This is a genomic window from Flavobacterium sp. GT3P67 (assembly GCF_004349155.1).
GTDB lineage: Bacteria > Bacteroidota > Bacteroidia > Flavobacteriales > Flavobacteriaceae > Flavobacterium > Flavobacterium ranwuense.
The window spans coordinates 257,023-272,340 of the sequence record NZ_SMLF01000002.1 but is presented as its reverse complement, the minus strand read 5'-3'; the positions used below and the strand labels follow the sequence as shown (position 1 = coordinate 272,340).

At 33.8% G+C, this 15,318-nt stretch carries 18 protein-coding genes; 13 read left to right on the top strand and 5 right to left on the bottom strand.

Annotated features, from left to right (window positions below; translation table 11 throughout):
- On the top strand, window positions 1–630 hold the full coding sequence (locus tag E0H99_RS05760) for an IMPACT family protein (RefSeq protein ID WP_131992596.1): 630 nt from the start codon (window positions 1–3) through the stop codon (window positions 628–630).
- 29 nt (window positions 631–659) lie between these two features.
- Here the strand turns inward: E0H99_RS05760 and E0H99_RS05755 are convergent, their stop codons facing one another.
- Window positions 660–1,064, bottom strand: coding sequence for an acyl-CoA thioesterase (locus E0H99_RS05755; RefSeq protein WP_131992268.1), 405 nt, complete (start codon window positions 1,062–1,064; stop codon window positions 660–662).
- Between the two features lie 184 nt (window positions 1,065–1,248).
- Here E0H99_RS05755 and dnaA point away from each other — a divergent pair, with 184 nt between their 5' ends.
- From dnaA to E0H99_RS05725, 6 genes are all read left to right on the top strand, one after another.
- Window positions 1,249–2,676, top strand: coding sequence for a chromosomal replication initiator protein DnaA (gene dnaA / locus E0H99_RS05750; protein WP_035674283.1), 1,428 nt, complete (start codon window positions 1,249–1,251; stop codon window positions 2,674–2,676).
- Between the two features lie 7 nt (window positions 2,677–2,683).
- The gene (locus tag E0H99_RS05745; RefSeq protein WP_131992265.1) at window positions 2,684–3,151 is read left to right on the top strand and encodes a low molecular weight protein-tyrosine-phosphatase; all 468 of its coding nucleotides are present in this window, start codon (window positions 2,684–2,686) and stop codon (window positions 3,149–3,151) included.
- 72 nt (window positions 3,152–3,223) lie between these two features.
- Complete coding sequence (locus tag E0H99_RS05740) at window positions 3,224–3,946, top strand: SAM-dependent methyltransferase (RefSeq protein ID WP_131992262.1); 723 nt, start codon at window positions 3,224–3,226, stop codon at window positions 3,944–3,946.
- 509 nt (window positions 3,947–4,455) lie between these two features.
- Entirely contained in the window at window positions 4,456–4,986 is a 531-nt protein-coding gene (locus E0H99_RS05735; RefSeq protein WP_131992259.1) for a hypothetical protein, read from the top strand.
- A 190-nt stretch (window positions 4,987–5,176) separates the two neighbouring features.
- Window positions 5,177–6,304: a methionine aminotransferase gene (locus E0H99_RS05730; RefSeq protein WP_131992256.1), complete on the top strand. Its 1,128-nt coding sequence runs from the start codon at window positions 5,177–5,179 to the stop codon at window positions 6,302–6,304.
- 76 nt (window positions 6,305–6,380) lie between these two features.
- The gene (locus E0H99_RS05725) at window positions 6,381–7,262 is read left to right on the top strand and encodes an SDR family oxidoreductase (protein WP_165930258.1); all 882 of its coding nucleotides are present in this window, start codon (window positions 6,381–6,383) and stop codon (window positions 7,260–7,262) included.
- A gap of 57 nt (window positions 7,263–7,319) precedes the next feature.
- Here E0H99_RS05725 and E0H99_RS05720 read toward each other — a convergent pair whose 3' ends face one another.
- The 4 genes from E0H99_RS05720 to E0H99_RS05705 form a co-directional block, all read right to left on the bottom strand.
- Complete coding sequence (locus tag E0H99_RS05720; protein ID WP_131992253.1) at window positions 7,320–7,634, bottom strand: hypothetical protein; 315 nt, start codon at window positions 7,632–7,634, stop codon at window positions 7,320–7,322.
- A 70-nt stretch (window positions 7,635–7,704) separates the two neighbouring features.
- A complete protein-coding gene (locus E0H99_RS05715) occupies window positions 7,705–8,235 on the bottom strand; it encodes a YceI family protein (RefSeq protein WP_131992250.1) in 531 nt (176 codons plus the stop codon).
- Between the two features lie 46 nt (window positions 8,236–8,281).
- On the bottom strand, window positions 8,282–9,034 hold the full coding sequence (locus E0H99_RS05710) for a pirin family protein (protein ID WP_131992247.1): 753 nt from the start codon (window positions 9,032–9,034) through the stop codon (window positions 8,282–8,284).
- Window positions 9,035–9,124: 90 nt separating this feature from the next.
- On the bottom strand, window positions 9,125–9,706 hold the full coding sequence (locus E0H99_RS05705; protein ID WP_131992244.1) for a Crp/Fnr family transcriptional regulator: 582 nt from the start codon (window positions 9,704–9,706) through the stop codon (window positions 9,125–9,127).
- A 151-nt stretch (window positions 9,707–9,857) separates the two neighbouring features.
- On the opposite strand from E0H99_RS05705, the gene udk reads away from it, so the two are divergent.
- The 6 genes from udk to scpA all read left to right on the top strand — a co-directional run bounded on the left by udk (window position 9,858) and on the right by scpA (window position 15,134).
- A complete protein-coding gene (udk, locus tag E0H99_RS05700; protein ID WP_131992241.1) occupies window positions 9,858–10,466 on the top strand; it encodes a uridine kinase in 609 nt (202 codons plus the stop codon).
- 140 nt (window positions 10,467–10,606) lie between these two features.
- The gene (locus E0H99_RS05695; protein WP_099714581.1) at window positions 10,607–10,927 is read left to right on the top strand and encodes an FtsB family cell division protein; all 321 of its coding nucleotides are present in this window, start codon (window positions 10,607–10,609) and stop codon (window positions 10,925–10,927) included.
- 74 nt (window positions 10,928–11,001) lie between these two features.
- Entirely contained in the window at window positions 11,002–12,366 is a 1,365-nt protein-coding gene (locus E0H99_RS05690; RefSeq protein WP_131992238.1) for a methylmalonyl-CoA mutase subunit beta, read from the top strand.
- A 73-nt stretch (window positions 12,367–12,439) separates the two neighbouring features.
- Window positions 12,440–12,673, top strand: coding sequence for a hypothetical protein (locus tag E0H99_RS05685; RefSeq protein WP_131992235.1), 234 nt, complete (start codon window positions 12,440–12,442; stop codon window positions 12,671–12,673).
- Window positions 12,663–12,959 (top strand): type II toxin-antitoxin system RelE/ParE family toxin, encoded by a 297-nt coding sequence (locus E0H99_RS05680; protein WP_131992232.1) that lies wholly within the window; start codon window positions 12,663–12,665, stop codon window positions 12,957–12,959. Before E0H99_RS05685 ends, E0H99_RS05680 begins: the two co-directional genes overlap by 11 nt.
- Window positions 12,960–12,995: 36 nt before the next feature.
- A complete protein-coding gene (gene scpA / locus E0H99_RS05675; RefSeq protein WP_131992229.1) occupies window positions 12,996–15,134 on the top strand; it encodes a methylmalonyl-CoA mutase in 2,139 nt (712 codons plus the stop codon).
- Window positions 15,135–15,318 lie beyond the last annotated feature (184 nt).

Here is a 15,318-nt window from a genome sequence, read left to right as displayed (position 1 = left end):
TTGAACTTGAAAGACACCTACAACACTATTGAATTTCCCTCTGAAGAAGTATTATTCAAAGAAAAAAACAGTAAATTTTTTGGTTATGCATTTCCAATTCAATCAGAAGAAGAAGTAAAACTGTTAATCGAAACCTTACGAAAACAACACCCCAATGCAGGACATTTTTGTTATGCGTATCAAATAGGCGCTGATACTGTAACTTATAGAGCAAATGATGACGGCGAACCCAGTAATAGTGCAGGAATGCCTATTTACGGACAAATTCAGTCTTTTTCTGTAACCAATATACTTATTGTTATAGTCCGAATATTTGGTGGCGTGAAATTAGGTGTTGGAGGATTAATCTCCGCTTATAAAACGACTTCACAACTGGTTCTTGAGGCCTGTAAAATTGTCGAAAAAACAATAGATATTCATTTTACAATCGCATTTGATTATAAAAATATGAATAAAGTTATGCGGGTAATCAAGGAAAAAAAACTGGAAATTATAAGTCAAGAAATGGAAATAAATGAAGATTCAGGACTTCCGATAGGCAAAATCGAAATAAAAACCCGAAAAAAAAATGCCGAAATGGTATTCGACATTTTTAATTCAATGTTTGAAATCGATATAAAACGACTCTAATTTCTGCTCAAAATTGCTTTTTTTATAATTTATTCTATAGTTTTTAAGAGTTCCAAAATATAATCGGGCGGAGCAATAGGACGACCTGTTTTTAAGGACACAAAAACAAGAATAAATTGGGCAGTTGTTAATAACTCATCAGACTCATTATAAATAGCGCAATCAAATTCTATCTTGACAGAAGTCTGACTTTTGAAAACAGTGTGAACCGTAAGCAACTCATCATAGCGAGCTGATTTTTTATAATTTATATTCATGGAAACAATAGGAAGCGCAATCCCACTTTCTTCCATGCTTTTATACGAAATCCCTTTGTCTCTAAGCCATTCCACTCTTCCTATCTCAAAATAAGGGATGTAATTTCCATGATATACAACACCCATTTGATCCGTTTCAGAGTAACGCACCCTAACTTGTATTTGATGATCTTTCATTAATTATGTATTAAAATTTTTAAATTCAAAAAGCTCCTTACAACAATAATTCGGAAAATTATTGTCCAATATATTTTTTTTTACAGAAATTTGTTCACATATTTGTTAACCCGATAAATAATAGGAAAACACCTTTTTTTTTGTAAGATAACAATTACCAATTAAAAATAATTTAATAGAATATATGAACAAAACTGCTCAATCAGTATGGGAAAACTGTTTGTCTTTTATAAAAGACAACATTCAGGATCAAGCTTACAAAACTTGGTTCGAACCAATCAAATCAGTTGAACTTACCGATAACGCATTATATATTCAAGTTCCAAGTAAATTTTTCTATGAATGGTTAGAAGAACACTATGTGAAATTATTAAAAGTGGCGCTTACCAAAGAACTTGGAAAAAACGCTAAGTTACTTTATAAAATTAGAATGGAAAACACTTATGGCAACAAACAACCGTTTACGGAGCAATTGCCAAGTGCTAATAGAGTTCCTATGAAACCTCAAGAAGTTGATGCTCCATTCAAGAACTTAAACCCAGAATTAAAAAATCCATTTGTAATCCCGGGAATCCGAAATTTAAAAATTGAATCTCAACTTAATGCAAATTACAGTTTTGATAATTTTTTAGAAGGAGATTCTAATCGATTAGCCCGTTCAGCAGGTATGGCTGTTGCCAATAAACCTGGAGGAACTTCCTTTAATCCGTTGTTGATTTTTGGAGGAGTTGGTCTGGGAAAAACACATTTAGCGCATGCTATTGGTGTAGAAATAAAAGACAAATACCCGGAAAAAACAGTTTTATACATTTCAGCTGAGATTTTCACGCAACAATATATTGACTCGGTAAAGAAAAACAATCGAAATGATTTCATACACTTCTATCAATTAATTGACGTTTTAATTATTGATGATGTTCAGTTCCTTTCCGGAAAATCTGGAACGCAGGATGTTTTTTTCCATATTTTCAATTATCTACACCAAAATGGTAAACAGGTAATCTTGACATCTGACAAGGCGCCAGTTGACATGCAAGATATTGAACAACGGTTATTATCTCGTTTCAAATGGGGATTGTCTGCTGAATTGCACCAACCGGATTATGAAACCAGAATTTCTATCCTAAAAAACATATTGTACAGAGATGGTGTTGAAATCCCTGAAGAAATAATAGAGTATGTTGCCCGTAATATCAAATCGAATGTTAGAGAACTGGAAGGAGCCATCATTTCCTTGATTGCACAATCTTCATTCAATAAAAAAGAAGTTACACTGGAACTTGCTAAAAGTGTTGTTGAAAAATTTGTTAAAAATGTAAAGCGAGAAATTTCTATCGATTACATTCAAAAAATTGTTTCTGATTACTTTCAATTGGATTTAGAAACACTTCAATCAAAAACCAGAAAAAGGCACGTTGTTCAAGCCAGACAGTTGGCAATGTTTTTTGCAAAAAAATTCACTAAAGCTTCTTTGGCAAATATAGGTTCTCAAATTGGAGACAGAGATCACGCTACCGTATTACATGCTTGTAAAACCGTTGATAATTTAGTTGCTACCGACAAACAATTCAAAAAATTTGTTGAAGACATCAATAAAAAATTAACGTTGTAAACGCATCATGTCCGTAAAAATTTTAATGATCTGTTTAGGTAATATTTGTCGGTCACCCTTGGCCGAAGGTATATTAGCCTCAAAGCTTCCAAAAAATAAATTCAAAGTTGATTCAGCAGGAACTGGTGCTTGGCACGTTGGCCATAAACCAGATTACCGTTCCATTGCTGTAGCTAAAAAGAATAAAATAAGCATTTCAGATCAAAAAGGAAGACAATTTAGTAAATCTGATTTCGATTCATTTGATTACATCTATGTAATGGATAATTCTAATTATGATGATGTTATTCAGCTTGCCGAAAGTCAAGAACAAAAACAAAAAGTACAATTAATTTTAAATGAATTATTTCCCAACGAAAAAGTAGATGTTCCGGATCCTTATTTTGGTTTACCCAATGGATTTGAAATAGTTTATAATATGCTTGATGAAGTTTGCGATGTAATTGCAAAAAAATTAATAGACAAACATCAATAACTCTCTTTGAATTTAAAATTTTTCAGAAGAAAAATTAACAGAAATTTACTCTAGAAACGTAAAACTATAGCAATGCAAACAACTACTTTATTAGGAAAATTATATTTAATCCCTACTACCATGGGCGATTGCGATCCAATGGATGTGTTGCCTCAAACCGTAAAAAGAAGCATTGATTTCATTGATTATTATATTGTTGAAAACGAAAAAACAGCCCGTAAATCTATTAAAGGCGTAAATCCTGAAAAGAAACAATCGGAGCTAAAACTTTTTGTATTAAACAAACATACCGAAACCAAAGAGCATTTAGATTTCATTAAACCTTTATTAGAAGGTAAAAACATGGGATTAATGAGTGAAGCTGGTTGCCCAGGTGTTGCTGATCCTGGCGCAGTTATTGTGAAATTGGCACATGAAAAAGGAATCCAAGTTGTACCGTTGGTTGGACCTTCTTCTATTCTTTTGGCGATGATGGCTTCAGGAATGAACGGACAAAGTTTTACGTTTAATGGTTACTTGCCTATTGAAAAAGGTGAAAAAAAGACAGCTCTGAAAAATCTGGAAAAACTATCTCAGGAGAAAAACCAATCTCAAATTTTCATTGAAACTCCGTATCGAAATAATAAAATGCTCGAGGACATTTTACAGGCTATTAATCTCGCAACTCACCTTTGTATTGCAACGGATATTACTTTACCTACAGAATATATCAAAACCATGCGAGCTTCTGATTGGAAAAAAACAAAAGTAGATTTACACAACCGCCCTACAATTTTCATCATTCACAAAATGTAATATTTCGTATTTTGGAATTTAAAAACCGAATTCTAAATCTTATTTAGAAACCAATCGCTATCATAACAATCCTAAAACACTTCTTTTTTAGTGCTATAATTTCATTTCAAAATTAAACTTTTTGAAAGATTCCCTCATGTCTATTAAATAAACTAAAGAATTGCTTACTAAAAGGTTCTTTTTTATTTCGAAATAGCAAATACTCCGTTATTTATTCGATATAGCAAATGGATTTTCCTGCTAAAATATTCGAACAAAATTCCTGTTTACATTAACATTATTTACAAAAAAATTAACCCGTGTACCTATGAAAAAAAGGTAATTTTACTACTGCCCACAGTCGTTTTTTGATTCAAAATTCAAAAAAAATAAAACTACTGATGTTATGAATTATAATGATGTAAATAAATTGAAAAAAACAAAAAGGGGAAGAAATGAAGTAAGCCTTAACAGTTAATTTAATCATTAATGCATTGTGTATAAAATCATTAATTTAAAAGCAAAATATCATGAAATCATATATAATTGTTTTATTTTTTTTAAGTATAAGCACAATTTATTCCCAGGATAAAGAAATTAATTCAGGGCAAGGGAATATTAAAATGGAGAATTTACCGGGAGTTGTAATTAAAAGTGCCGGAAAAGATTTTTCTATATACATACCTGATAGAAACCCAGATAAAAGTGTAAGAGCACTAGAGGAAAAATTCATAGCCTATGATTTAGGGAGGGATTATGAAGGATTTGAGAATTATTTGGTGATTATGGAAACCAGTAAAGGATCATTGACTGCAACATATAATGAAAATGGTAAATTGACTAGTGTAATTGAAAATTATAAAAATATAAAACTTCCCAATAGTGTAATTTATTCCATTTATAAAAATTTCCCCGGTTGGCAGATTGTAAATGACAAGTATTTATATTCTCAAAAAGAAGGTGACATCACTAAAAAAGAGTACAACCTTAAAATAAAAAAAGGCAACGAAGTTCGTAAATTAGTTGTTAAACCAGATGGTGAAATTGTTAAAGAAGATTAAACTGATACTAACCATAAAGAAAAAGCTGCCATTCCGGTGGCTTTTTTTTAGAATACGATTTAGCAATTTCTTTTTAACTCTAAATTAATAAGAAAGGTAAGAACTTAATTTTTTGATAATTACCAGCCCGTAAAAAATTGGAATTAGGATAAAACTACTATTTTTATCACGTAATAAATGAAATCATTTTATGAGTAAACTACCAAATATCAGCACCAGTATTTTTACGGTTATGTCAAAAATGGCAGCTGAATATAACGCCATCAATCTTTCACAAGGCTTTCCAAACTTTCCTGTTGATGAAAGATTGACTGATATTGTTGCCAAACTGGCGAAAGAAAATGTTCATCAATATATACCGATGTCAGGCTACGCGCCGTTATTATCAAAAATAGCGACACTAGTCAATAATTCCTATGGTAGAACTGTTCATCCTGAAACGGAATTATTAGTTACCGCAGGAGCGACGCAAGCCATTTTTACCACCATAACGGCTTTAGTAAAAAACAATGATGACGTAATTATCTTAGATCCGAGTTATGATTGCTATGAAGCGCCCGTATTACTATGCAACGCAAATCCTGTTCGGGTAGCACTAAACGATGATTATACTCCAAATTGGGTAATTATCGAAAAAGCATGTACTTCAAAAACCAAAATGATTATCATTAATAATCCGCATAATCCAACGGGGAAAATTTTAACTGAATCTGATTTTGAATCATTGCAAATCCTGCTGGAAAAATATCCTGACATCGTACTTCTTTCTGATGAAGTCTATGAATACATCACTTTTGAAGAAAAACATATTTCGGCACATACCCGTAAAAAATTATTAAATCGTTGTGTGATGGTTTCCTCTTTTGGAAAATCGTTCCACGTAACAGGATGGAAAGTGGGCTATCTGGTAGCTCCAGAATACTTAATGACAGAAATCAAAAAAGTCCATCAGTTTTTAGTTTTTAGCGTAAATAGCATTTGTCAGGTTGCCATTAGCGAGTATCTAGACATCGTTTCAATAGCTGAAATCGGAAAATTATATCAGGAAAAACGGGATTACTTTAGACAATTATTAAAAGACAGCCGCTTCGAACTCATGCCGTGCGAGGGAACTTATTTTCAGGTAGCTTCGTATGCTACTATTTCAAATGAGAATGATGTTGATTTTTGCAAACGCCTCATTATGGAACATGGCGTGGCTGCAATTCCTATTTCTACTTTTTATGCCGATGGAAAAGACCTCAAATTAATACGTTTCTGTTTTGCCAAAGACAATGCTACGCTGGAAGAAGCTGCTAAAAGACTGTCTACTATTTAAAAGAAACGATTTTGTTTTTTTTATTATGCATGCATACTATTTAATTTATTATATTTACAATAAAAAAATAAAACATATGAGTTATACAGATAAAATGTTGCGTGACGATGCTCTAAAAGGCAAAGTGATTGTCGTAACCGGAGGCGGAAGCGGTTTAGGAAAAGCAATGACTAAATATTTCTTGGAATTAGGTGCACAAGTTGCCATTACGTCCAGAGATTTAGAAAAACTAAAAAATACTGCTGCAGAACTGGAAACGGAAACGGGTGGAGAATGTCTACCAGTTCAATGTGATGTGCGTCATTATCAAGAAGTGGAAAATATGCTCCAAGAAGTTTTGAAAGCTTTTGGCAAAGTTGATGTTTTGCTTAATAATGCTGCCGGAAATTTTATTTCTCCAACCGAAAGATTATCTGCAAATGCTTTTGATACTGTAATTGATATTGTTTTAAAAGGCACCAAAAACTGTACACTTGCTTTTGGAAAACATTGGATTGACACCAAACAGAAATCATCTACCATTTTGAATATTGTAACGACTTATGCCTGGACGGGTTCTGCTTATGTAGTGCCTAGTGCTACTGCAAAAGCTGGAGTTTTGGCCATGACACGAAGTCTTGCGGTAGAATGGGCAAAATACGGAATTCGTTCTAATGCGATTGCACCCGGACCATTCCCAACTAAAGGAGCATGGGACCGATTGTTACCCGGAGATTTAGCTGAAAAATTTGATATGGCTAAAAAAGTACCGTTAAAACGTGTGGGAGATCATCAGGAATTAGCCAATTTAGCGGCTTATTTAGTTTCTGATTTTTCAGCATATGTAAATGGCGAAGTAGTTGTCATTGATGGCGGTGAATGGCTGAAAGGCGCCGGTCAATTTAATATTCTGGAAGCTATTCCAGAAGAACTTTGGGATCAGTTGGAAATGATGATTAAAGCAAAGAAGAATAAATAATAGTTTTTATAAAATAAAAAAAGAGAGTCATTCATACGGCTCTCTTTTTTGTTTCTGCTAATTTTTATTGTTTTCCAAGGCAAGTAAAATTTCACTTTTCAGCAAACCACTTCCACCGCCATAATGCTGAACAATAATTATATTTGGATTCTGTTTATTGAAAAAAGTGCACAAATTAGTTTCACTTTTTTCTTGAATTCCGGAACCTAACAATACAAGTGAAAAATCTTTTCTTATAAAAATCTCCTTAGCTTCCTCATCGTTCATAACGCCTACTCCACTCCAATTCTCATTTGCATTTATTAATCGGACTACAGTTGCCAAAATTTCGAGATGTCTTCCTATGTATAAAATATTTATGGTTTCCATCATTCCAATTTTTAAAAAACACAAACCTCAAGAGAAATAATTCTTTGAGATTTGTGCTTAATTTATTTTAAAATTATTGTTGCACAAATTGCAATTCGATATTCAAGCGAACTTCTTCGCTTACTAAAACACCGCCAGTTTCAAGAGCCGAATTCCAATTTAATCCCCAATCTTTTCTGTTGATTTTTCCTTCTAATGCAAGTGCCATTTTAGTATTTCCCCATGGATCTTTCATTAATCCTCCATATTCTACAGCTAATTTCACTGATTTTGTAACACCGTGTAAGCTTAAATCACCAACCAATTCATATTCACCCTCATTAATTTTGGTGAAAGAAGTAGCGCTAAATTTAATTTCTTGAAACTGTGCAGCATCAAAAAAATCTGGGCTCAATAAATGAGTATCTCTATCAGCATTTCCAGTTGTTATCGAATCAATTGCTCCGGTAAATTCAATTTTTGCATTTTCAAAATCGTGGTCTTCTGCTTCAATTGTTGCATCAAATTTTGAAAATTTACCTGAAACATTAGTGAACATCATGTGTTTCACTTTAAAACCAATTTCTGAGTGTGTTGGGTCAATTACCCATTTTGTTGTTGACATAGTATTCTTATTTATTATTAGTTATTGCTATTATTCGTTTATTTAATTACAATTTCATTGGCACTTCCATCAATAAGATTTCGGCATTGGCTGAATTAGCGGTAATTTTAATTGCATTGGTATCCCAAATTCCTAATCCGTCACGTTCATTTAAAGCAATGTTTCCTATCGTGAAATCCCCTTTTAAAACAAAAGCATAAATTCCATTTCCTGGTTTTTTCAATTCATACGAAGTAGAAAAATCGTTGTCAAACTTCCCAATATGAAACCAAGCATCTTGATGAATCCAAACGCCTTCATCTTCTGGATTTGGTGATAAAATTTGCTGTAATTTATTGTGACGATCGTTTAAATCTAAAGTAATTTGATCATAACGAGGCGTTACATTTTTCTGATTCGGATAAATCCAAATCTGCAAAAACTTAACCAACTGATCTTTGTTTTTGTTGTACTCGCTGTGAAAAATCCCCGTACCGGCGCTCATCGCTTGAATATCTCCTTCCTTGATTACGGTAGTATTTCCCATACTGTCTTGGTGTTCTAAATCACCTTCGAGCGGAATAGAAATAATTTCCATATTATCATGCGGATGTTTACCAAAACCCATTCCTTGATTGACTCTGTCATCATTCAAAACGCGCAGCACACCAAAATTCATACGTTCTGGATTGTGGTAATTTGCAAAACTAAAAGTGTGATAGGATTCTAACCAACCGTGATTGGCATGACCGCGAGTATCCGCTTTATGCAAAACTGAATTCGTAATTGCACTGTCTATTATTTTATCTGTATTTTCCATTGTCGTGTTCTTTAATATTGTGGTACAAAGTTGCGTCAAAAAAAAAGCGCATGCATTGAACTAGGACAAGAAATGAAAAATAACTAGAATTTAGTGTTTGGCGATTTTAGTTCTTATTTTACTTAGAAATTCGGCAGAAATACCCAAATAAGAAGCAATATAATGCTGGGCAACGCGCTGAGAAAGTGTGGGATAATGGTCGAGAAACTCTAAATATTTCTCGGTGGCAGTTTTAGAAATAGTATTAAATAAACGATCTTGAGTAACCGCAAGACTCCTTTGCATTAGGATACGGAAAGCGCGTTCAAACTTAGGTGCTCTGACGAATAATTCTTCTTTAGTGTCTGGGCTGAACATAAAAAACTCACAATCTTCCAATGTTTCGATATACACCCTACTTGGTTTCTCTTCATAAATACTAAAAGAAATATCGCTCACCCAAGCATTTTCGATGGCAAATTGTAAAATGACTTCAAAACCATTGGCATCAATATAATATTTCCGGACACAACCTTTGATTACAAAAGCTTCAAAATTGCACATTTCGCCTTCATGAAGTAAAATCGTTTTCTTAGGAACCGTTTTATATTCCAATAAAGAATTGAAAATTTCTAATTCTTTCAGTTCAAAAGTGACATAGCGACTTATGTTTTTATTGATTTGTGTATACAAAATAGTCAGTTTTAGAAACTAAAGATAGAAAAAAATGTCAATTAATAACGACCCATAAATATATTAAATTAGCAAGATTTCCTCAAAAAACAAAATCCACTCCCAATTAAATTCCTATTTTTGTCGGGATAAAATACATAACAAAAAAATTATGCTCATTATAGGAATTGCAGGTGGTACAGGAAGCGGAAAAACAACCGTTGTACATCAAATTATGAATGAATTACCAGAAACCGAAGTAGGAATTATTTCGCAAGACTCGTATTATAAAGAAAATCACGGACTGTCATTTGATGAAAGAGCATTAATTAATTTTGATCATCCGCGTGCTATTGATTTCGAATTATTGGTAACTCACCTTAAAGATTTAAAAGAAGGAAACAACATTCATCAACCCGTTTATTCGTTTGTAACGCACAATAGAACGGACGATACGGTTTTCACACATCCTAGAAAAGTAATGATTGTAGAAGGAATTTTAATTTTGGCAAACCCCGAATTAAGAGAATTATTCGATGTGAAAATTTATGTCCATGCTGATTCTGACGAACGATTAATCCGTCGTATGAAGCGCGATATCGCTGAACGTGGCCGAGATATGCATGAAGTAATCAACAGATACCAAACAACATTAAAGCCAATGCACGAACAATTTATAGAACCAACCAAAGCATTTGCAGACATTATTATACCAAACGACAAATACAACACAGTCGCCATTGATGTAGTTCGTGCGGTAATAAATCAAAAAATTCTATAATTTAGTTGTAATTTTAGAGTAATAATTATTAGGAGCTACTTCCCGCTTTCCGTTGCAATCTTTTAGTAGGTGAATCTTCCTTCGTCATCATCACCTACTAAAAGGATTTTCACTTTAATCGGGGCTAAAAAAAATAAAAAATGACAAATCCATATAAAGACAAACCTTGGTTTAAATTTTTAAGTAACAAATATGTCTGGGTCTTGTTATTTTTTGCTACTTGGATGATTTTTCTGGATAACTATTCCTATTTCGGACATCGTGTTTTAGACAAACAAATCAACGAATTGGAAGACAATGCAAATTATTATAAGGAAGAAATAAAAAAGGACCAAGAGAATATCAAGCAATTAAAAAATTCAGAACAGATAGAAAAATACGCCCGAGAGAAATACTATATGAAAAAAGATAGTGAAGATATTTATATCATTGAATTCGAAGGCGACACGATTGAAAAATAAAACACAAAGTTCAGCTCACTCTCCCCCGAAACTTCGGGACGGAGAAGGCTGGGATTAGAAAAACCATAAACAAAATGACAACAAATCTTTTCGATGATTTCAATCCCATTTCTTCCAAACAATGGAAACAAAAAATTCAGTTTGAACTCAATGGAGCTGATTATAATGAAACCTTAGTTTGGAATTCTCCCGAAGACATCCAAGTGAAACCTTTTTATCACAAAGATGAGTTCTCAAAAGTTTTTTCGGTAACTACAAAAGCGACAAATTTCAGAATTTGCCAAAACGTATTTGTTTACGATATTGAAAAATCAATCGAAAGAGCATTAGATTCCTTGAGTCGTGGTGCTGATAGTCTTCGTTTTACAATAGAAAACGAGTCTATCGATGTTACCAATCTATTGGAGAAATTACCTTTAGAAAAAGTTACCGTTTACTTTCATTTGGATTTTATCTCAATCGATTTCGTCAAAAAAATTGATGCTTTTGCAAAGAAAAACAATACTACTATTTTCTGTAATCTGGATCCAATCGGGCAATTAGCCAAAGATGGAAACTGGTTTACAACCAAAGAAAAAAGCAATTTTGACACCCTGAATTTACTTTCGGCAGCAACAACATCTGTATCGTTAATAAGCATCAATGCGTCATTGTATCAAAATGCCGGAGCCAACATGGTGCAGCAAATTGCCTATAGTTTAGGACATGCCAATGAATATTTCAATAGAATTGAAGCCATAAATAAACCCATTGTTTTTGAAGTTGCCGTTGGGACAAATTACTTTTTTGAAATTGCAAAACTGCGTGCCTTACGATTACTTTTTAATGTGATTGCCAAAGAATACAACCACAACTTAGATTGCAACATCATCGTTTCGCCTACAAAACGAAACAAAACATTATACGATTTTAACGTAAATATGTTGCGAACCACTACCGAGTGTATGAGTGCTATTATTGGCGGGGCAGATGCTATTGCAAACTTACCTTACGATGCGTTGTACCACAAAGACAATGAATTTGGAGACCGAATCGCGAGAAATCAATTGTTGATTCTCAAAAATGAAAGTTATTTTGACAAAGTTAATAATCCAGCTGACGGCAGTTATTATATCGAAAATCTTACCAATCAATTAGCTGAAAAATCATTGGCTTTATTCAAAGATATTGAGGCAAATGGCGGTTTCTTGAAACAACTTAACGATGGAATCATCAAAAGAAAAATTCAGGAAAGTGCAGATACGGCTCAAGCATTATTTGACAATGGTAAAGAAATTTTATTGGGAACAAACAAACATCCCAACAAACAGGATACCATGAAACATGATTTAGAGCTGTTCCCTTTTGTAAAAGTCAAACCAAGAAAAACATTGATTACACCCATAATCGAAAAACGATTGGCAGAAAAAATAGAACAAGAGCGATTGGATCTTGAATAGTCAGTCAGATTTTGTTATTTGATTTAATACCATTGCAAAAGAGTATATTTACTTTACTAAAAAAAACAAAATAATGGAAGCCATAAGACAAATCGTTAAGGTGAGAAATCACAAAATAAATATCACACTGCCCGATGATTTTAATGCTGATGAAGTAGAAGTGATTATTCTTCCTATATCGAATAATGTAGAAATCCCTCAATGGCAAATAGACCAAGTTAGAGAAAGAACGGAGAAATATCTTAAAAATCCTTCTTCAGCTCAAGACATTGATGATTTTCTAAAAGAAATTGACGGTGAAATATAAAATTGTAATTGTAGAGGAAGCTAAACTTGATTTCAAAACAACTTTGGATTGGTACAAAAGCATTCAGCCTAAACTAGGAGAAAGGTTCACCAAGTCTTTTAGAGAAAGTTTAAAAATAATTAAGTTAAATCCGCTACTGTTTCAAATAAGATATGACAATTCCAGAGTGGCTTTAATTGAAAATTTTCCATACTTAATTCATTTCAATAGTTACGATAACATAATTGTAATTAAAGCTATTTTTCATACTTCAAGAAATGCTGAAATATGGATTGAAAGGAATTAAAAATTTCAAAAAACTATAATCTTTGTGCTAAAACAAATGAAAAGAAAAGATTTACAACATATAAAATTAGAAAATACGCCGTTAAAAGTGGAGAATGAAAATTCTTTGGCTGCTTCATTTCTAACAGCAGAAGGAATCGAACTAAAACCAACGTACTCGGAACAAGACATTGAGAATCTTACTCATCTTGATTTTGGCGCCGGTTTTGCACCAAATTTACGCGGACCTTACGCTACGATGTACGTTCGCCGACCTTGGACCGTTCGCCAATATGCAGGATTTTCAACTGCTGAAGAAAGCAATGCTTTTTACAGAAGAAATCTGGCTGCGGGTCAAAAAGGACTTTCCATAGCTTTTGATTTACCTACACATCGCGGTTATGACTCTGATCATGAACGTGTAGTAGGCGATGTAGGAAAAGCGGGAGTTGCGATTGACTCCGTCGAAGATATGAAAGTATTATTCGACCAAATTCCGTTGGATGAAATGTCAGTTTCCATGACGATGAATGGTGCTGTTTTGCCTATTATGGCTTTCTACATTGTCGCTGCTGAAGAACAAGGTGTAAAACCCGAATTACTTTCCGGTACGATACAAAATGATATTCTGAAAGAGTTCATGGTGCGCAACACGTATATTTATCCTCCAACTCCTTCAATGAAAATAATCGCTGATATTTTTGAATTTACCAGCAAAAAAATGCCGAAATTCAATTCTATTTCCATTTCTGGTTATCACATGCAGGAAGCGGGAGCCACTGCTGATATCGAATTGGCTTACACACTAGCTGATGGATTGGAATACATTAGAACTGGATTAGCGACCGGAATGAAAATTGATGAGTTTGCTCCACGATTATCATTTTTCTGGGCGATTGGAATGAACCATTTTATGGAAATTGCCAAAATGCGTGCGGGAAGAATGATATGGGCAAAACTGGTAAAACAATTTGAACCAAAAGACGATAAATCATTAGCCTTGCGAACCCATTGTCAAACTTCGGGTTGGAGCTTAACGGAGCAAGATCCTTTTAACAATGTAGCCCGAACCTGTATTGAAGCTGCCGCAGCTGCTTTTGGAGGAACACAATCCTTACATACCAATGCTTTGGATGAAGCCATAGCTTTACCAACAGATTTCTCTGCAAGAATTGCCAGAAACACACAGCTATATTTACAAGAAGAAACTAAAATCACAAAAACCGTTGATCCTTGGGCCGGCAGTTATTATGTAGAAAGCTTGACGAATGAAATAGCCAAAAATGCTTGGAAACTTATTGAAGAAGTCGAAGAACTGGGCGGAATGACCAAAGCCATTGAATCTGGAATTCCAAAACTTAGAATAGAGGAAGCGGCGGCCAGAAAACAAGCGAGAATAGACAGCGGTCAGGATATTATTGTGGGCGTAAATCAATACCGATTAGAAAAAGAAGATCCTTTACAGATACTGGATGTAGACAACCAAATGGTTCGCAAGCAACAATTGGAACAATTGGATAGAATTAAAGCAACCAGAGATACAGAAAAAGTCCAAAATTCACTAAAAAAACTAACCCTTTGTGCTCAAACAGGAGAAGGTAATTTACTGGAAATTGCCGTAGAAGCGGCTAGAAACCGAACAACATTAGGAGAAATCAGTGATGCACTGGAAGCGGTTTTTGGAAGATACAAAGCACAAATTAAATCCTTTAGCGGTGTGTATAGTAAAGAAATAAAAGACGACAAAAGTTTTGAAAAAGCAAAACAGTTAGCAGATGAATTTGCTGAAAAAGAAGGACGTCGCCCTCGAATAATGATTGCCAAAATGGGGCAAGACGGGCACGATCGTGGTGCTAAAGTTGTGGCTACAGGTTATGCTGATGTAGGTTTTGATGTTGACATAGGTCCACTTTTTCAAACACCGGCTGAAGCTGCGAAACAAGCGGTAGAAAACGACGTTCACATTCTGGGCGTTTCATCACTCGCGGCAGGGCACAAAACCCTTGTGCCGCAAGTAATCGAAGAGCTAAAAAAATACGGTCGAGAAGATATAATGGTGGTTGTGGGCGGAGTAATTCCTACGCAAGATTACCAATTTTTGTTTGATGCCGGTGCAGTTGCCGTATTTGGACCTGGAACAAAAATCAGCGAAGCTGCCATTAAAATATTAGAAATTTTAATAGACAGTTTCGAATAAAAAAGGACACTATAATTGTCAATTCTATCTAAAGCACTAATCAAAAGATTGGTGCTTTTTTGTTTTATTTTACAGATTAAAAATATACTATTCCTATTAAAAAAGAGGCAATTTAACTAATTTTATTAACATAACTTATGGTATAAATTAACGCTAAAAACTAAATTAAAAAGCTAAATTTACA

What these genes read in the sequence shown, in the direction of transcription:
- E0H99_RS05755 (WP_131992268.1), bottom strand. Translation starts at nt 1,064, where the DNA reads ATGAAAGATCATCAAATACAAGTTAGGGTGCGTTACTCTGAAACGGAT.
- E0H99_RS05730 (WP_131992256.1), top strand. Translation starts at nt 5,177, where the DNA reads ATGAGTAAACTACCAAATATCAGCACCAGTATTTTTACGGTTATGTCA.
- E0H99_RS05735 (WP_131992259.1), top strand. Translation starts at nt 4,456, where the DNA reads ATGAAATCATATATAATTGTTTTATTTTTTTTAAGTATAAGCACAATT.
- E0H99_RS05715 (WP_131992250.1), bottom strand. Translation starts at nt 8,235, where the DNA reads ATGTCAACAACAAAATGGGTAATTGACCCAACACACTCAGAAATTGGT.
- E0H99_RS05695 (WP_099714581.1), top strand. Translation starts at nt 10,607, where the DNA reads ATGACAAATCCATATAAAGACAAACCTTGGTTTAAATTTTTAAGTAAC.
- E0H99_RS05740 (WP_131992262.1), top strand. Translation starts at nt 3,224, where the DNA reads ATGCAAACAACTACTTTATTAGGAAAATTATATTTAATCCCTACTACC.
- E0H99_RS05745 (WP_131992265.1), top strand. Translation starts at nt 2,684, where the DNA reads ATGTCCGTAAAAATTTTAATGATCTGTTTAGGTAATATTTGTCGGTCA.
- scpA (WP_131992229.1), top strand. Translation starts at nt 12,996, where the DNA reads ATGAAAAGAAAAGATTTACAACATATAAAATTAGAAAATACGCCGTTA.
- dnaA (WP_035674283.1), top strand. Translation starts at nt 1,249, where the DNA reads ATGAACAAAACTGCTCAATCAGTATGGGAAAACTGTTTGTCTTTTATA.
- E0H99_RS05720 (WP_131992253.1), bottom strand. Translation starts at nt 7,634, where the DNA reads ATGATGGAAACCATAAATATTTTATACATAGGAAGACATCTCGAAATT.
- E0H99_RS05725 (WP_165930258.1), top strand. Translation starts at nt 6,381, where the DNA reads ATGAGTTATACAGATAAAATGTTGCGTGACGATGCTCTAAAAGGCAAA.
- E0H99_RS05710 (WP_131992247.1), bottom strand. Translation starts at nt 9,034, where the DNA reads ATGGAAAATACAGATAAAATAATAGACAGTGCAATTACGAATTCAGTT.
- E0H99_RS05685 (WP_131992235.1), top strand. Translation starts at nt 12,440, where the DNA reads ATGGAAGCCATAAGACAAATCGTTAAGGTGAGAAATCACAAAATAAAT.
- E0H99_RS05690 (WP_131992238.1), top strand. Translation starts at nt 11,002, where the DNA reads ATGACAACAAATCTTTTCGATGATTTCAATCCCATTTCTTCCAAACAA.
- udk (WP_131992241.1), top strand. Translation starts at nt 9,858, where the DNA reads ATGCTCATTATAGGAATTGCAGGTGGTACAGGAAGCGGAAAAACAACC.